Genomic DNA, 17,594 nt, shown 5'->3' on the forward strand with positions numbered 1-17,594 from the left:
ATTTCAGGCGGAATTTGTGGCGTACATATCGCTCATCGCATTGCTGTTTTCGGTCACGAACTTCGTGCCGCTGAGTGCCATCGGTTTCATTCCGATTGTGCTGGGCGTGTGGCGGTTTTTTGGCCGGACCTATCCGGCCTTCGTGGTGGCACTGGCGGCGTTCGCGCTCTATGCACTGGTGTCGACGCTGCTCTATGATCCGGCGTCGTTGGGTAATTTCGAGTTCTACCGACGCGACGGAAATTTCTTTATCGCCTATGCGCCCATACTCGCTGGCTGTGTCTATGCGCACAGATGGGATTTGAACAAGCTGCTGAGGCGTTTCTTCATCTTCGCCGTGGCAGCGAACATTCCTGTTTACGCGGTATATCTCGCACATGCCGGCCTATTGTCCATCTTCACGCATCCCGACGAATCGTTCGGTAGTTATTTCGTCGCCCGCAATGCTGCCGGCGGCTTCCTGGCGATTCTGTTTTGCCTGGGAATCGCATGTTATCTGACGCGGCGTGGCACGCTGCTCACGGGCATGCTGATGCTTAACGGCATGATGCTGTTTTCGACATACAGCCGCGGGTCGATGCTTGGATTGCTGGTCGTCGTGCCCTATCTGTTTGTGCGCCGCAGTTGGGCGCGTCCGGTGCTAGCCACCTTGATCGTGGGCCTCATTGGCGTGTCGCTGTTTATCGCGATCAGTCACACCCACTCGTCGATCAACTATCTGGGTTACCGCTTCGACATATCCAACCCGGACGAAAAGGTCGCGAACCTGGATATCCGCTACGAGTGGCTTTGGCCGCGGGCGCTCGAATATTTCAAACTCAGTCCCATCGTGGGGATGGGCTTCGGATCGTTCGACGACCAGATCTCGTCAGTGGTCAATTACTTTGGGGTGTACGCGCAACCGGTCGGCGTGACCATCATGCACAGCGATTCGCATGCGCATAATTCCTTCCTGAATATTCTGGCCGAGCTGGGTGTCGTGGGACTGTTCCTGATGATGCGCTTTTACTGGGAACTCATGATGTGGGCGATCAAAGGCGCCAAGGCGTCGGCCAGCGACGCCTACACCGATTACACCGGCTTTGTTTTTGTCGAGCTGTCTGCGGTATGCCTGCTGGTTATGTCGGTATCGGAACATCGGCTTACCACGCCTTCGAATGTCCTATTGCCGGCTCTGGCGATTTCCTTGCTGCTAGCCTCGCGCTTGCGGACCGCTACCGTTACCTCCGGTCTCGGTCGGTCGCTTGTGCGCGCCGGGTTCACTGGCTTAAGGGGTGGCCCGCAGACAGGGCCGAATATGGCGCCGCCGACGGGGCCACAGACGGGGCCGCATACGCCACCGCGCACCGTACCGATTCACGGCAGCGGTGTGACCACCAGGTAGCCGAGATGGCTCGCCAGGGGCTTGCCATCGGAGTTGCTACCTGCGCCCGGTGCATCGAAGGCAAGCGACAGGCGCGTGCCTTGCCACGATACCTCGAGCTTCGCATCGGGCACCGGCGTGCCGCTGACCGCATCGATGTAAGTCAGCTTGACGTGTCCCGAAGCGGGCGCTGGCAGATCGTCGACTTCGAGCGAGCGATGGCCTTGCTGTGCATGAACCTGAAACACAATATTTTCATCCGCATACAGCGCCTTGCCCGATGCGCCGTCGCTAAATCGTATCGGGTGGTGAAACGGCGCGAGTACGCCTGACACGTTTTGCCTGAGCGCGATCAACGCGCGTCCCGATGGGTTATAGGTTCGAGGCGACCCGCGGTGCGTGAGCCGATACGCTTCGAGCCCGTCCCAGTGATAGATCAGCGAGAGGTATTTATCGGGATCGTTCCACTGGTGATCCAAGGCCCATACCGCAAGGCTGAAGTAATAGTCAGGCAAGTACTGCGGATTGCGCATATACGTATCACCGATTTCGGTCTGCCACACGCCGCGTACCTTGCCCGTCGCGACATAGCGCTGGTAGAGCCGATCGAGGTCGCCGATGCCGAGATAGTGCACATCGAGGTAATCGACATAGTCGAGCATGCGTGCATGCTCGCTGGGGCTCTCGTATTCCAGCCACTTGATGTAGTTGTCCATACCGCCTTGGTCGGGCCATCCGCCATACACCACATAGGCGTGGTACTTATGAATGATGCGTGCCGCCGGAATATGGATCAGGTTGACGTAGTCCTGCATGGCGTTGGCATAGACCTGCGCGTGTTGCGGATCACCGTGCGGATTGTCCGGTGACGGCCCATGCCAGAAGGTCGCCTGCGGTGAGCCGCCCGATAATGGGCCGGCCGCTTCATTCCAAATCTGGAAATACTTCACGTTGTAGGGTGGCGCCGAATACTTCTTCACCACGGCTTCCACATATTCCTGCCAATAATGCTCGTTCTTCGGCGCCGAGTTACTGTCGCCCGGAACCATGCCGTTCCAGGCCGGCGTATAGCCCAGGAAGATCAACGATTTGATGCCGTGCCGATTGTTGTTCAAGATGATCGAGGGGAGCGCCGTGTTATAGCCGGGTCCGGTCTTGTCGATATCGAGCGCACTGGCGGGCGAGTCTGCACGGCCTGGGCCGACTGAATCGCGGCCCCAGGTCAAGCCCATGTTTTTCCAGACCAGGAAGTCATTCGCCGAGCTCGGCCAACCGTTGGCGCCGATCAGTTCGGTGATCCTTGGCGGTTCGGGCCGCGGTTGGATCCGCGAGGGCGCGGTGTTCGGCACGGCATCGGCCGAGTAAGCGGTCTGCGGAAAACTCATGCTTGCACTCGCGGCGAGCATTGCGCAGGCGCCAAGGTATTGCGTCCGCGATAGCGGCCGTTTGCGCTGCATCATGGAGATAGCCTTGTCTGAGATGTAGAGAGCGGTATGCCGCTCAGTGCGAGGGCGGCGCGCGGTCGTGAACGGACGCGATTGCCAGGCGCGCGCGTGGCTTCATCTCGCGGCCAAGAATGCGCTTCACCGTACGCTTGACGAGAAACACGCTTCGATCGAGATGCACGCCCCAGGCAAAATTTCCCAACGCGCGGCGCGGCGCGGCGTCGCTATGTTGCGTGAGGAAATCCTGGTGCTGTTTTGCCAGGGCGCCAACGATCTGCAGGGCGGCCGGAAATACGGCGGCATCCACGCGCGCCGCTTGCGAACAGGTATGCAGGAACATCTTGTGGAATAGGCTCAACCAATACTCCCCCTGCGCAGTACCGCAACGCGCGAGCGCTTCCGCGGCATTCATGGCGAGATCGCGCACCGTATTCAGTGTTGCCACATGGGTGATGCTGCCGCCGCGGCGGCGATAGCGATATAACCGATGCTCCAGCCGATGCAGCGAGCTGGCACGCAAATAGAGTTGGGGAAGTATGGCGTTGTCTTCGTAGTGGCGCCCGAGCGGGAAGCGCACGTCATGCCAAAGCGTGCTGCGATAAACCCGTGCCCACACGAACGCTTGATAGGTTTCGACGAATTCGGATAACGCGGCTGTGTCGACGTTGCGCGATCCTGTTGCGTCGACGGGGACCAGCGTTACCGTATCGACCGGGTGGCCGGCGTCGCTTACCACGTCGATATTGAATTCGACGATGTCGGCTCGACCCGCGAGCAGAACCGGCATTATCTGCTCGAAGAAGTCAGGAGCCCACATGTCGTCGCCGTCGAGAAAAGCGAGGTAACGCGAACGGGTCTCGTCAATGCCTCGATTGCGCGTGGCGCTTACTCCCGCATTGTCTTGCGATATCACCCTGACATGGTGCCCTGGGTGGTCGCGCAGGGTGGCTTCGATTTGTGCCGCGGTGCTGTCGGTGGAACCGTCATTGACCACGATCACGGCTATGTCTTCGCTGAAGCGTTGTTGCAAGACCGACTCGAGACAATCGCGTATGTAATGTTCGAGGTTATAGACGGAGATAACGACCGTCAGCAAGCGGTCGCCGGATTCCTGCGCAGCTGTCGTCATGGGTTGGCTCCTGGCGCGGTGGCATAGGCGCGGTGTGCACCCTGCCGAACTATCGTACGCGTGGCGAGCTCGCATGGCTGTGCGAAATCACACACGTCGCGGACACATCGCACGCACATCCCACGCAGGCACACACACAGGGCTGTGCAGGATCACACACCGCGCGCACACGTTACGCGTATCCCGGGCCGTTCAAGCGGGCTTGCGCTTGAAGAGTTCCACGCCCTGCAGCGACAGCGTGTAAGCCATGGCGACCACGATCATCGTTTCGGTCGCCAACACGGTGGCGGCGGCGCCTGTCGCACCAAACAGTTTGGCCAGCAGCGCCAGCAAAACGAAATTGAATACGCCGGACGCCATCAAGATTCGGCTGAACGGCACTTTGAGTCCGAGCGGTAACATGGTCTGCACGCCGAACACGTCGGTCATTCCGGCCATGAACGGCACGAATGCCATCCAGCGCAGCACGTCCACCGTGGGCGCGAATTGCTGCCCGTAGAGTAGGTGCACCGCAAACGGCGCAGCGAGGAAAATCGCCAGCGACATGAAGAGCACGATGGTCCCTTGCACCATCAGCATTTTGCGCAGGAACGCAAAAGCATCTTCGCGTGCATGGTGCATCAAGTAGCTGATATGCGGATATGCCGCCGTTTTCAACGGGCTGAGCATGCCGAGCGCCGCCCTGATCAGCTTGTCGCCCGCGGCGAAATAACCGGCTGCGACATTGCCGGAAATGAGTGCGAGCACCACGGTGTTGCTCGAAGCATAGAAGTCGGCCACCGCGGTCGCCATGAAAACGCGCCAGCCATCGCGCAAAGCCGCGAAGATCTCGCCTGGCTGGATGCGCACGAATTCGATCTCGCGCCGTACAAACAGATAAATCATCACGCCGATTCCTGACAGCATCGGTACCGCACTGTTCACGGCCATCGCCCACTCCAGATCGCCACGATCGCGCACCAGCAGGAACATCGCCGGGATGCTGAGCGCGCGCCCCGCGAAAACCAGGATGCTGATCGCGCGCAGGTCTTCGACACCCTGGAAATACCAGGTCGGCAGCAGCGAAGCGCCCAGCACCATTCCGTAGCCGATGACGAGTAGTCCGCGATCCTGCGCGAGACGTTGGAACGCGAACGTCAGCAAGAGCAGCACCACGAAGCCGGTCGCCATGATCAGCAACTGAGCGAGGAAAGTCGCCCAGAAGATTTGTGATCGGCGAGTCCGATCATGCCGGTGAATCGCGACTTGGGGCGTAGCCGTCAGGTAGAAGCCGTAATTGGTCAACGTGACGAAGTAGGTGGTGAAAGCCAATGCAAAACTCAAGCGGCCATAACCGTCCGGCGACAAGATACGGGTCAGCCACGGCAGGGTAAGCAGTGGGACCACATAGGTCGAGATTTGCACCGTCATCAATACGGCGAAGTTTTTTCTGACCGAAGCCATTCCGACGATCTCCTGGGGGCGGCTAAGGATTGAACGTTGCGTTCAATGTCGGGTTCGGCATCAGGTGGACGGATGTTGGGCAAGCAATCCATGGCTGCGGCCCAGACAACGCGTCCAATGCAGTCGGGCGCGCTTCGGCTCGAGGCGCACAAGCGCAAGCGCAGCACCCAGCAGAGGGCGAGTCAACGAGCGCGCCTTGAACCAGAGCGGATAGTGGTGTTTGCGCAGCACGTACCCCATACCAGCACCGTAAAAATAAGTACGCTCCAACATCTTGGACGTGATCACCTGTTCGGAAGGCGGGTGGCGAACGAATAGGTCAGGGAGGTAGTTGAGCCGAAAGCCGCCTTTGACGACACGGATCAGATAATCGGTTTCCTCGCCGGAACCATACGGCGTGCCTGCCCCGACGCCCAGTGTTTCATCGAACTCGCCGACCGCTTCGACTGCATGCCTTTTTAAGAAAATGCAGGAGGAAATGCCGCGCCCCCAAACGTTGAATAGGGTAATCGGACCGTCTTTGCGATCGTACCGGGGCCCGGAGTCGCGATCCTTGCTATCGAGCTGGCGGCCTGTGACACCGTCGTAGTCCGAATTCAGCAAGCGCATTACACGAGCCAGCAGATTGGGCGGGTACCAGCAATCGTCATCGGGAAACGCGATGATGTCGCCGTCGCATGATTTCAAGCCGACGTTGCGCGCCTTGGACAAACCCGGCGCGCAGTGCAGATGTTTGATAGCAAGGTTGCCGCCGTGACTAGCCAGCAACGCATCGAGACGGTTGTCGGCGTTCTGGTCGACGATAACGATTTCGAAGTTTTGATAGCTCTGTGCGCGAACTTTCTCGAGAAAAAATTTTAGCTGTTCCGTTCGGCCGAGTGTGGCGAGCAGCAGAGATATCTTGAGGGAAGATTGCATGGGATTAGTCCTTGAACCGTGGTCGGAAGACGGCCCCGTGCTGGCTTACGCACAGGCCTTTCTAGTGCTCGCGGGGTCAGGGTCGCTTTATTGCCGGGCTGGCAAGCCGCCCGATGCGACTGAGCTCAGGCTATCATCGTGTGGTCGGATGATCGGTGCGTGAACACACCCATAAGCACACCCATAAGCACACCCATAAGCACACCCATAAGCACACCCATAAGCACACCCATGAATGCATGCATGCTTCAATGTACTGGCATGGCCGGGATGCTGGGGAGCGCGGCACGTATCCTATGCGTGCGTGTGCAAGAAAAAATATAAGAGATCGCCATTTTTTTCTAACGATTGGCCGCAATGCGACCTAAGATGAACTGGGGCGCGTATGGCGCGCTATTCACCAGATCATTGATAGGCCGATGGCGCAACGACAGCGCGGAATCGGCAATTCTTTTTAAATAAGGAAAATCATGAAGGCGAACTTGCTCACATTGCTGATTGCGTCGTCACTCGCGCTGGCATCGATACCGACGCATGCTCAAGTGGCCGGCGCCCAGCCGCTCGGCATCACCGTGGAAGAATCAGCGGCGATACTGGGAGGGTGGAGTGTCAGGAAGTCCATCATGGACAAACCGGTATTCAATCAAGACGGGGCGCGTGTGGGTGTCATACATGACATCATCGTCGCGCCGGATCGGTCGGTGTCGTACGCGATCATTGCGGCGGACCAGTTCCTGGGCGTTTCGCATCATGACGTCGCGATCCCGATCGAGCAGCTCGATTTCGCCAATGGCCGGCTGGTGCTTGCCGGTGCGACTAAGAGTGCGATCAAGGCGATGCCGGTGTTTCAGTACGCCAAGGTGATGGCTGCGATGCCAAAACCCAGAGCGGAATACGAGCATCATTGATCTGTGCGGGATGCGTTGATACGCTCAGGTAGCGGCGTTCGTACGCGTTGCCACTGTCGCGTAATCCAGCGTTAGTCCATCGGACAATTGCTCGCGTAGCACTTGTTCGATCTGCTGCCATACGCCGTTCGCCTCCCACTCGCGCAGCCGCCGCCAGCAACTGGCGCCGGAGCGAAAGCCGGACGCGTTCGACAGGTCGCGCCAGCGCAAGGAGTGGCGCATCATGTAGACGATGCCGCTGAGCGCTTCACGATCGGAGATGGGCTTGCGGCCACGCGGTGGGTCGAGACGTGTCGAAGCGGCTTCGAGCAACGGTGCGATTGCCGACCATGTCACGTCGCTGATTTGCAGGTCGGCGTCATGAGCGCGGCGTCGATCTGCGGCCGTACCTTGCCGCGAAGGGGCCGGTGCTACCCGGGTGTGAGCTATCGCGCCCGCGGTACCGGTTGCAGCTCCAGCATTTCCGGCACCTCTAGCCCTTCCAGCACCAGCAGCAGTGGCGCCAGCAGCAGCGGCACCGGCAGCACCAACGGCACCAGCCGCACCAGTCGCACCAGTCGCACCAGCCGCACCAGCGGCACTATCCGCACGCCGCAGATTCTTCGGCTGTGCCCCGCGGCCTCGCGACGTCGGCAACGGCGCGCGAAATCCCGCCGCGACGAACGCGATCATCTCATCGAGTGCGCACTGTAGATCGCTTGCATCGCACGATCCGCCCGAGAGGCTTTCGATTCGGCCGGGGTTGCTCAAGGTGTAATACTGCGCACCGAGCAGGAAGTGGAAGCGCCAGAACAGCGCTTGATCCGGCAACCGGGGCAAGGCCCGCCGCAACGCTGCGATGAAGTGGCCGCTCGTTTCGTCGAAATAGCGGCTGATCAATTGCTGCGACAACTCGGCGTTCTCGTGGGCGATGACAGAACGCAAGCGAGTAAAGCGGCGCACGCCCTCGTCGCCGTCGGGCAGCGAGAACGCCGGGCTCAGGAACGCGCGCAGGATGAGTTCTAGGGTTCCGCTGTTGTCTACGCCGGCATCCTGCATGCTGCTATCAAGCAAGCGTAGCCGCGCCGAATTGAGCGCGCCGGCACGTCGCACAAAAATCTCTTCGAGCAGGGCTTCCTTCGAACCAAAATGATAGTGCACAGCGGCCGCGTTCACGCCGCACTCGCGCATGAGCGCGCGCAGCGACACGCCACGATAGCCGTGTTCGGCAAACATTTTTTCCGCGATGGCGATAATCTTGTCGACGGTCGCCGCCTCGGGTTTGCGAATAAGAATACTCATCTCGTCTAGCTAGTGCTCGTGTTGGCGTGGCTTCAATGCGCCAGGATCTTGGACAGGAATTCTTTTGCACGCGCACTCGCGGGCGAGGCGAAAAACGTCTCCGCCTGCGCATCTTCCACTACACGCCCCCGGTCCATGAAGATCACGCGGTCGGCCACGCGCCTGGCGAATCCCATCTCATGGGTGACCACCATCATGGTCATGCCGTCGCGCGCGAGCGCGGTGATCACGTCGAGCACTTCACTGACCATTTCCGGATCGAGCGCAGAGGTCGGTTCATCGAGCAGGATCGCGTCGGGATCGAGCGCCAGCGTGCGCGCGATGGCCACGCGTTGCTGTTGGCCGCCCGAGAGATCCGCGGGCATCTGGTGCGCGCGCTCGGCCAGTCCGACCCGCGTCAGTAGCGCCATCGCACGCGTGCGTGCTTCGTCGCGCGACCGGCGCAGCACATGGATTTGCGCGAGCATCACATTATCGAGCACGCAGAGATGCGGATAGAGTTCGAAGCTCTGGAACACCATGCCGATCTTTGCGCGCAGCTTGGGTAGATTCGTCTGCCGCGCGCCGACTTCCACGCCGGCCACTTTGATGCTGCCCGATTGATAAGGCTCCAGCCCATTCACACATTTGATCAACGTGCTTTTGCCGGAGCCGGACGGCCCGCACACGACCACGACTTCGCCGCGCTTGACGGACAGCGAGCAGTCTTGCAATACGGGTATCGCACCGTACGATTTCGATACATTCTGGATGTCTATCATGTTCTTACCGCAAAACGCGCGTTCAGCCAGCGGCCGAACAACGATACTGCCTGACAAACGATCAGATAGACGATCGCCACGAAGCTGAGGATCGTCGCTGGCTCAAATACCCGCGCGTTGACGAGCAAGGCATTGCCCGTCAACTCCTGCACGCTGATGATCGAGGCCACCGAGGTGAACTTGATCAGCCGCACGTACTGACTGATGATAGGCGGAATGACCGAGCGCACGCCTATCGGCAGCACCACCAGGCGCAGCACTTGCGCCATGGTGAGGCCGCTGGCGAGCGCCGCTTGAATCAGCTTGGGGCTGACCGCCTGCAGCCCGGCACGGATATCCTCGGCCAGGTAGGCGCCGATGAAAACCGAGAACGACAACACGGTCGCCCAGTATGCAGTCGTCGTGTAGCCGAACAGCGCGGGCAGCGCGAAATAGCAGAACAGCAGCACAACCAACAGCGGCGCGCCCTGGATCAGCCCCACATACAGCGCGCAAAACCGCGACGCGAATGGTACACGCAGGTAGCGCACGAGCGCCACGATGGCGCCGATCAGCGTGCCGCACACAATCGAAATCGCCGAGATCTGCAGCGTCGCCAACAAGCCCGCGGCGAGAAAATCGCGGTTCACGAAGATGACGTCATGCATCGCTGAGCTCCCTGGGCGACGGTCTCGAAGAGCGCATCGACGAGCCGAGCAACGCACCCAGCAGCCGGTTGACGATGCTTACCAGCACCAGGTACAGCACGAGCGTCATCGCATAGACTTCAAAAGTCCGGAAGGTCATGCCGTCCAGCGCGCCAGCCTCGTAGGTGATGTCGGCTACCGCGATCACCGAGGCAAGCGACGAGTCCTTGATCAGTTGCGAAAAGACGCTCGCCAGCGATGGCAGGATCCGGCGAAAAACTTGCGGATAGATGACCAGGCGTAGCGTCTGGAACTGCGTGAGGCCGCTGGCCAATGCCGCTTTCGCCTGACCGGCCGGCAGGTTTTCGATACCGGCCCGCACGATCTCGGTAACGTACGCCGATGAATAGATCGACAGCGCGAGCACAGCGCAGGCGAACGCCGGCAACTTGAGCACGGCGAGCGCCATGTACCAGATATACATGTGGATCAAGAGCGGTACGCTGCGTATCAGCTCGACCCAGCCGATGGCCAGCACACGCAACCCGCGCGAGCCGACGGCGCCGCACGTACCGATGACGATGCCTAGCACCGTCGCCAGCACCAGCGAGATGGACGCCAGCTCGACCGTGGTTACGAAGCCGCTGACGATCAGGTCGCGGTGCAGCCACAGCGCACTCCAATCGAACGAATAGTTCACCTGCTGTCCATCCTTAATTATCCGCACCTACCGGCGTGGTCGGCTGGAACCCGAACCACTTCACGTAGAGCTTCTGGTATTCACCGCTCTTCCAGGCATCGTTCAATGCGGCATTCACCTGTGTCAGCAATGCGGTATTGCCCTTGCGTACGCCGATGCCGAACGGCTCCGAGCTGAATGGCTGGCCCACGATCTTGAACTTCGGGTTGTTCTTCATGAAGCCGCGCAAGATGTATTCGCTGCCGGTCAACGCATCCGCGCGACCCTGGGCGAGCGCCAGCCACGCGCTGTCATAGTCCTTGAAACTCATGACCTGTGCACCGGGCGCTACCTTGGCAATGGTCTGTTCGAGCGTGGTGCCCTGCTGCACGGTGACGCGCTTGCCCTGCAGATCCTGGGGGCCTTTGATCGCGCTGTCGCTGGCGACCAGGAGCGATTGATGACCGACGTAATAGGTGATGCTGAAATCGATCACCTTGGCGCGCTCGGGGGTACGGGTCATCGAGGCGGCGACCAGATCGACGTTGCCGCTGACGAGCAGCGGTATGCGCGTGGGCGAGGTCACTTTGACGAACTCGACCGGCACGCCCAGATGTTTTGCGACGAGGCGCACGATGTCGAGATCGAAACCGGTGGGCTGATTCTGGTCGTCGAGGTAACCGAACGGCGGCGTGTCGAATTTCACGCCCGCGAGCAACTTGCCGCGCTGCTTGATGGCGGCTACGCCGTCCTGCGATGCTTGTGCGTGGGCCGCGGGCGCTGCCACCATCAGCATCGCCAGGGTCATCATCAAGATGCGCGCGGCTGTGCGCAGCACATGTTTGCAATTCATCGCCTTCCCCATTGAGAAACGAATCAAGTCAGTAGACTGGCTGACCGAACCAGATAAACGAAATCAACGAATCGAGTGCTGCTGATCGGACAATGCGTAGAGGCTGGACTAAGCGCCGAGGCCGAATTACGCACCGAGGCCGGACTACGCGCCGAGGCCGAATCTTGCGATTCGTTCGAGTGCTTCGTCGATATCCGCGTCGCTGGCAGTGACAGACAGACGCAGATGGCCGGCACCCGCCGCACCGAATGCGCTGCCGGGCAGCGACGAGACGTCGAGCTTGTCGAGCCAGGCGGTAGCGAGCGCGCTGTCGTCGGCGGCCACGTGCGGAAAGAGATAGAAACTGGCGCGCGGCGCCGTGCACTCGATGCCGTCGATCTTGTTGAGGTGTTCAGCTACGCGCAGTTGCTTGGTGCGAAAGCGCTCGCGATACACGGGCACCAATTCGTCATATAGCCCGAGCGCTTCGAGTCCAGCGGCCTGTACGAAGCCGGGCACGCAATAGATCGAATGCTGGACGAAGCGCAGGATAGTCTTCGCCAGCCCCGGCGGCGTCGCCAGATAACCCAAGCGCCAGCCTGTCATGCCGAATGTCTTCGAGAAACTGTCGACCACGAAGGTGCGCGCCTGGCCAGCAGGGGTCGCCTGCGGGTAGGCGAATGGACCCTCGTGCAGCAAGTCGGAATACACCTGATCGAACACGAGCACGAGGTTATGCCGCTCGGCCAGCGCCAGCACCGCGTCGATCTCGTCTTGCGGCAAGACGCGGCCGCTAGGGTTGACGGGTGAATTCAGGATGATGGCCTTGGTGCGCGGCGTGATCGCACGCTCGATCATCGCGCTGTCGACCCGATCGAGCATCGGCAGGATCACGGGCGTGCCGCCGCACAGCTTGACGCACGGCCCGTAACTGACCCAGCCCGGCTCCGGGACGATGACTTCGTCGCCCGGTGCCACGGTTCCCATCAGGGCGGTGAGCAGTGCAAACTTGCCGCCTGGGGTGACGAGGATGTCCGCGGCTTCATAGGTCGCGCCGCAACGGCGCTGCTCGCGCTCGGCGATCGCCTCGCGCAGTGCAGGCATGCCGGCTGCGGGACCGTAGCGCGTATCGCCCGCGCGCATTGCGCGCTCGGCCGCATCGATGATACGGCTGTCGGTTTCTATATTCGGGTCGCCGCTGGACAGGCTCAGTATGTTGCGGCCGGCGGCGCGCGCGGCGCGCAGGCGCTCAGTCATTTCGACCGTGGCCGACGGTTTCAATTCGGCGACACGTGCCGTGAGGAAAGGAGAAAGAGCCATCGATTCGTCTCTGTTCAGCGGTTAAAATTAACTGCAAAGAGAAGCAAAATAAAATGCGAAAGCTAAATCAAATGCGCTGAATCAAATAGAAACCGATGCAATCAAGTGATTGCATCGCTTGCAACAATATCAAGTCGGATAGGTAAACTCAAGCCCGCCAAAATAACTTTTCCGGGCGGCGCTCTTGCGCATCACTTGTTTGATTTCTAGCGGGAAGATGCAAATCCCGCCCAGCATGTGGGCGGGGCTTCGGCGGCTCCGGGGCTGCGGGGCTGCGGGGCTGCGGGGCCTCCGGGGTCTGCGGAAAAAGGCGGGGTCCTAACGATTGAAGAGCGCGATCACTCGCGCCGATATGCTTCTGATCAGTTCGGTGCCGTCTCCTGGCTAAACGCCGCCACCTCGCGCACCAAGCTTTGCGCGGCCAGCTTGACCAACGCACCGCCTTTTTCTGGTGTCGCTTGGCCTGGGTTCGAGCCCATGCGTCCATCCGGGAAGCGAGCCCGGAAGTCGCGGGCTTCGCGGATCGGGCCTGACGGGGCGATCTCCGGCGCGTAATTGGCCGACTTGATCGCGTTTGGAAAGGCCCATTGGGTGATGGCGATCTCAGACGGCGTGGCGTGTATGCCGTGACCGGTCGGAAATTGCTCGCGCACCAGTGCCTCGACGCCTTCGAGGTCCCACCAATTGCACAACTTCAACGCGAATCCCGCACGGCGTTTGGCAAAGCTCGCCTCGGCATAGATCTCTGAGAAAGCCGCGTCAATCGACGCGACGTTACCGCCGTGGCCGTTGAGGAATAGAATTTTCTGGAACCCGTGGGCGGCCAACGAACGCGTCCAGTCGCCAATGGCAGCCATGAAAGTCGAGGGGCGCAGCGAGATCGTCCCGGGAAAGCCCAGATGGTGTTGCGCCATGCCGATATTGAAGGTCGGGGCAATCAGGATGTCGGCGGTTTCCTGCGCTTCTTCCGCGATGATCTGTGGGCACAGCCAATCGGTGCCTAGCAGGCCGGTCGGGCCGTGCTGTTCGTTTGATCCGATCGGAACGACAATGGTGCGGCTGCGTTCCAGGAATTGCTCGGTTTCGGCCCAGGTTGATAGGTGTAAAAGCATTGGGGTTCTCGGTGCTGCCGGCTCCTATCGGAACGCGGCCTAGTAAATTGCCGCCGGCTCTCGTCGGCCGGCATCGCCCCGGGCGACAGACGCCGAGGCTCTTTATTCAAATTCGATCGGTCCTGCGACCCGTCTTTAGCTGTGGTCGTAGATGGTGGTGTCCAGGCGGGCGAGTTCGCCGCTCTTTTCCGCGGCGACCAATTCTTGGCGAACCTCGGCCCGCGTTTTCTGCTGCACGTGCGCTTGAAGTGCGGCTTGATCCGCAGTGGCTGCGAACGTGGGAGCTGCGATCAGGGTGCTACCGAGTACGGCGGCGGTGGACATCAGCAGGGTGGCGAAAAGTGCGCGTTTCATGGTGTTTCTCCAGTCATTAATGAGGGAGGCGGCGCGGTTGAAGCCAGTAAGTGGAAGCGCCGTCGACAGAAACAATGGTATTTCCTGGACCGTCAAAGACAAAGGGCGCTTCGGGAAAATGATTACTTCACTTTCCGTGGCTAATGCGGCGCAAACATCCATGGAACCGATTGAAAGGGGCTATCAGCGTTTCAGAAAATAGAAGAATGAGGGCGTGACTAAATCGGTCTGTCAGCTCTTGCGGGGATTAGTCCCTCGCCGCGCTTCATTGCGACGCGATTTTCGTCGCTGGGACTGCGGACGATCGAGCTTGCTGATGAGTGGGCGCCGTATAACGTGAAGATTTGTGTGCGTAATCGCGAGGATCTCACGCCTTCGGCTGCGGTGCTGCTTGAGTGTTTGCTTGCGGATGTGCGGTAGGTACCTCAGCGCGGATCGGCCCAGTTGCCATCGCTTCGTCGTCATGTTTTTCCGGGTCGAACCGCTCTAGTCTTTCGGCTAGTGTCGGCTTGCGCGGACCGATCAGTTCCATGGCCAATCCGACTTCCTGTGTCGATATTTCAACCTCTTGGCCGACCTTGTATCGGACCGTGCCAGCGACGGTAGCCGGAAGACGCGCGGCGAGGGTGTTGCCTCGCTCCTTAAGCCTGGGGGTTGCGGTTTTTGCCATGATGCGACCTTTTGTTTGCGTTTAACCAGCTTTCATTGCTGATGTCATTTCAAGTGTCGCGGCGAGACGGACGCAATGATGTTTCCGTTTGGGCCGCCCGAGCCAGAACGCGGGGGTTACGAAACCTTATTTTCGCTGAACCGCCCTTCCCAAAAAAATAACGACTTAACATATTCGACTGGGTGATTTGTTCACTTGGCTGACGAGCCGGTACGCAAACCCAGATCGTCAAGCATCTCGGTGGCTCTTGTACCAAACATGCTGGATATCGCCGGGAGGAATTTCGATTGTACAAGAGACAACACGTGGTTCTTTGTTTAATTAGCAATACTAAAAATTTGGAATGTCGACATGGGAATTTATTACAGTGCGGTGGAAGGCGATCCACTTGATAGCGGCGGCAACGGCTGTGTGATTGAAGGTGCGTCAAACTTCACAATTGAAGGCGAAGACGGGCGGAGCCGGAATCAAGCCTTCATCGGCCATAAAGCGTATTGCGACGCGTGCAAAAGTGTGGGGCCCATCGTAGCTGCGCCGGGTTCGCCCGACATGCTGCGCATGCATGACTCGGAGCTTGGGCAACGAGAAGCACTGGGTGGCGACCTTGTGCTCTGCAAATGCGAGCGACGCCCTCGCATTATTGCTGTCCATGGACGAAGCTGCAGAATCGATGACGGAGGCGGCGAGGCGACGGCTAGTGCAACGAATGCGACGACAACGCGCGCGGCGCGGGCGTCATCTTTTGATGATCGCTACGTCTTGCGCACAGTGGACGGCACGCCGATCTGCAATACGCGTTACGCGATCCAGCGCGGCGACGGTGCGCCGGAAATCGGCCAAACGGATGACCAAGGGCGTACGCATTTGCCGGCCGCAATTGACAGCGAAGAGGACGTTCATGTCTACCTCGGGGGAGCAGCGTGAGAGACCCACAACCGCCGCGGGGCGTACCAAAGACCATCAAAAACGAGCACGGCGGAAAGATGTTCTATGTCGCCACCCGCACGCTGACGTCAACTACAGACAAGACAGTGAAGGAAATTGTCGTCCATACCTGTGAAGACAAGTGGTTGGAATTGCAAAAAGAAGCGGAAGCCATCGTTGCACCTAGGGGAGAGTTGATTACAGACCCGTATGCGCGCAATGCGCGAATCAACGCCGCATATGCACGACTTTGGCTCGAAGATAAGCGCTTCCAGTGGGCCGGGCTCGCCGCTTTCGCGTCGAAGCAGGTCGGTTGCGGCATGCTACATGCGGCGAAGCTTAAGCAGGAGGCCAACGAATTAGAGGATTATTCGCGTGCATCAATGGGTGACCCAACCATTAGTGATGGCTATGCGGTGATGGCGAAGTCCTCCTCGCAAATGCTTTCTTTGTTGGCGTTGGGTAATACAGCGCTATTCCTGGATATTTATCCGCTGCATTTGTTTTACAAGCGGTATGGCATCCAACGGTTTGAGGCGTGTCAGTATGATCGGCAGAAAATTGCAGATAAAGTCCTATGGCCAGTCGATCCGAAAATCTTGCCATTTGGTTATCCGTTTTACGAAATTTTAAGAGGCTTCCAGCAAGTCGACGAAGGCAAGATAATGCGAAGCGTCGATAGTCTAGCCAGCCACGAACAGTTGAATATTCTGCAAAAAGTCTTGTACAACCGACCCGACATGCGGTTGCTCTTGAAGAGCAATCAGGCCGCATGGGTGACGGGCATACCAACTGGCGTTGCAGCCGAAATCCAGCTTACACTGGCCGCGCAGTGCAGTCCTGTTGCTGACCGAACAGAGACTTTCCCGCGGACCTTGACCGCTGATCTCGCTGACCCAGATCAGCGCATGGCGTTCGTCATGCACGGTGCCCAACGCTTCGACATGCTCGTGAATGGACCTGCGCGCAGGGACATAGAACAGTCGATGATCATCATTGCGACCGGCTCCAGCCTTCGATGAATCGTCCTCGGTATATTTATGCAGTCGCTGGAATCGCGGTAGCCGTTGCGGCAGCGGTATGGATAAAGCACGACTACTTGGTTCCAACGACCACGCTCTCACTACGAATCGGTGAAACCTATGATGACGTCATAAAAGGATCGACGTACCCGGTCGAGAGGAACTCCGTTCCGCCCAGCGAAAAACCGTATTACGGCGGTTCGACCTGGATATCGAAACCGGCCGTTGTCATCGTATTCAACGACCCCGAGTATGGCTTTACTCTTCCGCCTACCAAGTTTGGCGCGGTTGGGTACGAAGATCGAAAAGTTGTAACGATTACTTCGTCACCGATGCTTGACGCGTTGCCGTTTGACGAAGCGATTGCCCTATTGAATCGGCTGCAGGCCGATTTCAAGAAGGCTGGCTGGCTACCCATCAGAACCTCGGCTGACGGTCCCCCGGACTGGTTCGATACGCGCTCACCGGAAGGGATTAAAGAATTACGTGTGGGCGGGAGCCGCGGATTGTCTGCTACGGAAAGGTATCGCATGATTTTCAATTTCAAATGCTGGGAGGAGTGCCGTCCCGAGCCTAGCGCGAAATCTGTATACCTCATCGACGTAAGCATGGGTGAACCGCTTACCCCGGAGACGGAACAGCAATGAATTGCAATTGGCAGCGGCGCTCCGCGAAGCGCCGCTGCCATTTTTATGCATTCGTCGCATTCGTCGCGGCAGCGGTATGGGCAAAGCACGGTTCAGCCGCCTGCACGATATCCGCAGGGGTGATATGGTGTCGTGCGCCCAGGCACTCAGCGATCGATAC

18 protein-coding genes are annotated in these 17,594 nt (G+C 59.2%); 5 read left to right on the top strand and 13 right to left on the bottom strand.

Annotated elements, in window-relative coordinates; translation table 11 throughout:
• Window positions 1-16: 16 nt before the first annotated feature.
• Entirely contained in the window at window positions 17-1,384 is a 1,368-nt protein-coding gene (locus GSQ77_RS04950; protein WP_158899657.1) for an O-antigen ligase, read from the top strand.
• Here GSQ77_RS04950 and GSQ77_RS04955 read toward each other — a convergent pair.
• From GSQ77_RS04955 to GSQ77_RS04970, 4 genes are all read right to left on the bottom strand, one after another.
• Entirely contained in the window at window positions 1,357-2,823 is a 1,467-nt protein-coding gene (locus GSQ77_RS04955) for a hypothetical protein (protein WP_158899659.1), read from the bottom strand. The two genes, GSQ77_RS04950 and GSQ77_RS04955, sit on opposite strands and share 28 nt — an antisense overlap.
• A gap of 40 nt (window positions 2,824-2,863) precedes the next feature.
• Window positions 2,864-3,937 (bottom strand): glycosyltransferase, encoded by a 1,074-nt coding sequence (locus GSQ77_RS04960; protein ID WP_158899661.1) that lies wholly within the window; start codon window positions 3,935-3,937, stop codon window positions 2,864-2,866.
• A gap of 192 nt (window positions 3,938-4,129) precedes the next feature.
• The gene (locus GSQ77_RS04965) at window positions 4,130-5,380 is read right to left on the bottom strand and encodes a flippase (protein WP_158899663.1); all 1,251 of its coding nucleotides are present in this window, start codon (window positions 5,378-5,380) and stop codon (window positions 4,130-4,132) included.
• 60 nt (window positions 5,381-5,440) lie between these two features.
• On the bottom strand, window positions 5,441-6,298 hold the full coding sequence (locus tag GSQ77_RS04970) for a glycosyltransferase family 2 protein (RefSeq protein ID WP_158899665.1): 858 nt from the start codon (window positions 6,296-6,298) through the stop codon (window positions 5,441-5,443).
• Window positions 6,299-6,768: 470 nt separating this feature from the next.
• Here GSQ77_RS04970 and GSQ77_RS04975 point away from each other — a divergent pair, with 470 nt between their 5' ends.
• Window positions 6,769-7,206, top strand: coding sequence for a PRC-barrel domain-containing protein (locus GSQ77_RS04975; protein WP_158899667.1), 438 nt, complete (start codon window positions 6,769-6,771; stop codon window positions 7,204-7,206).
• 24 nt (window positions 7,207-7,230) lie between these two features.
• Here GSQ77_RS04975 and GSQ77_RS04980 read toward each other — a convergent pair whose 3' ends face one another.
• The 9 genes from GSQ77_RS04980 to GSQ77_RS05020 all read right to left on the bottom strand — a co-directional run bounded on the left by GSQ77_RS04980 (window position 7,231) and on the right by GSQ77_RS05020 (window position 14,841).
• Window positions 7,231-8,487 (bottom strand): transposase, encoded by a 1,257-nt coding sequence (locus GSQ77_RS04980; RefSeq protein ID WP_158899669.1) that lies wholly within the window; start codon window positions 8,485-8,487, stop codon window positions 7,231-7,233.
• 32 nt (window positions 8,488-8,519) lie between these two features.
• Window positions 8,520-9,248, bottom strand: coding sequence for an amino acid ABC transporter ATP-binding protein (locus GSQ77_RS04985; RefSeq protein ID WP_158899672.1), 729 nt, complete (start codon window positions 9,246-9,248; stop codon window positions 8,520-8,522).
• A complete protein-coding gene (locus tag GSQ77_RS04990; RefSeq protein ID WP_158899674.1) occupies window positions 9,245-9,895 on the bottom strand; it encodes an amino acid ABC transporter permease in 651 nt (216 codons plus the stop codon). Before GSQ77_RS04990 ends, GSQ77_RS04985 begins: the two co-directional genes overlap by 4 nt.
• Window positions 9,888-10,574, bottom strand: coding sequence for an amino acid ABC transporter permease (locus GSQ77_RS04995; protein WP_158899676.1), 687 nt, complete (start codon window positions 10,572-10,574; stop codon window positions 9,888-9,890). Before GSQ77_RS04995 ends, GSQ77_RS04990 begins: the two co-directional genes overlap by 8 nt.
• A 13-nt stretch (window positions 10,575-10,587) precedes the next feature.
• Window positions 10,588-11,406: an ABC transporter substrate-binding protein gene (locus tag GSQ77_RS05000; RefSeq protein WP_158899678.1), complete on the bottom strand. Its 819-nt coding sequence runs from the start codon at window positions 11,404-11,406 to the stop codon at window positions 10,588-10,590.
• A 144-nt stretch (window positions 11,407-11,550) separates the two neighbouring features.
• Window positions 11,551-12,705 (bottom strand): pyridoxal phosphate-dependent aminotransferase, encoded by a 1,155-nt coding sequence (locus GSQ77_RS05005; protein WP_158899680.1) that lies wholly within the window; start codon window positions 12,703-12,705, stop codon window positions 11,551-11,553.
• A gap of 362 nt (window positions 12,706-13,067) precedes the next feature.
• Entirely contained in the window at window positions 13,068-13,817 is a 750-nt protein-coding gene (locus tag GSQ77_RS05010; protein WP_158899682.1) for a creatininase family protein, read from the bottom strand.
• 135 nt (window positions 13,818-13,952) lie between these two features.
• Window positions 13,953-14,171 carry a DUF4148 domain-containing protein gene (locus GSQ77_RS05015; protein WP_158899684.1) on the bottom strand — a complete coding sequence of 73 codons (219 nt, stop codon included), beginning with the start codon at window positions 14,169-14,171 and terminating at the stop codon, window positions 13,953-13,955.
• Between the two features lie 367 nt (window positions 14,172-14,538).
• The gene (locus GSQ77_RS05020) at window positions 14,539-14,841 is read right to left on the bottom strand and encodes a PbsX family transcriptional regulator (RefSeq protein WP_158899686.1); all 303 of its coding nucleotides are present in this window, start codon (window positions 14,839-14,841) and stop codon (window positions 14,539-14,541) included.
• A gap of 351 nt (window positions 14,842-15,192) precedes the next feature.
• On the opposite strand from GSQ77_RS05020, the gene GSQ77_RS05025 reads away from it, so the two are divergent.
• The 3 genes from GSQ77_RS05025 to GSQ77_RS05035 are packed head-to-tail and all read left to right on the top strand — an operon-like array spanning window position 15,193 to window position 17,434.
• Window positions 15,193-15,765, top strand: a complete 573-nt coding sequence (locus tag GSQ77_RS05025) for a PAAR domain-containing protein (protein WP_158899688.1) — start codon at window positions 15,193-15,195, stop codon at window positions 15,763-15,765.
• Between the two features lie 59 nt (window positions 15,766-15,824).
• Entirely contained in the window at window positions 15,825-16,787 is a 963-nt protein-coding gene (locus GSQ77_RS05030) for a hypothetical protein (protein WP_216854854.1), read from the top strand.
• Window positions 16,784-17,434, top strand: a complete 651-nt coding sequence (locus GSQ77_RS05035) for a hypothetical protein (RefSeq protein ID WP_158899692.1) — start codon at window positions 16,784-16,786, stop codon at window positions 17,432-17,434. Before GSQ77_RS05030 ends, GSQ77_RS05035 begins: the two co-directional genes overlap by 4 nt.
• Window positions 17,435-17,594 lie beyond the last annotated feature (160 nt).

This window comes from Burkholderia sp. L27(2015), assembly GCF_009765705.1.
GTDB lineage: Bacteria > Pseudomonadota > Gammaproteobacteria > Burkholderiales > Burkholderiaceae > LMUX01.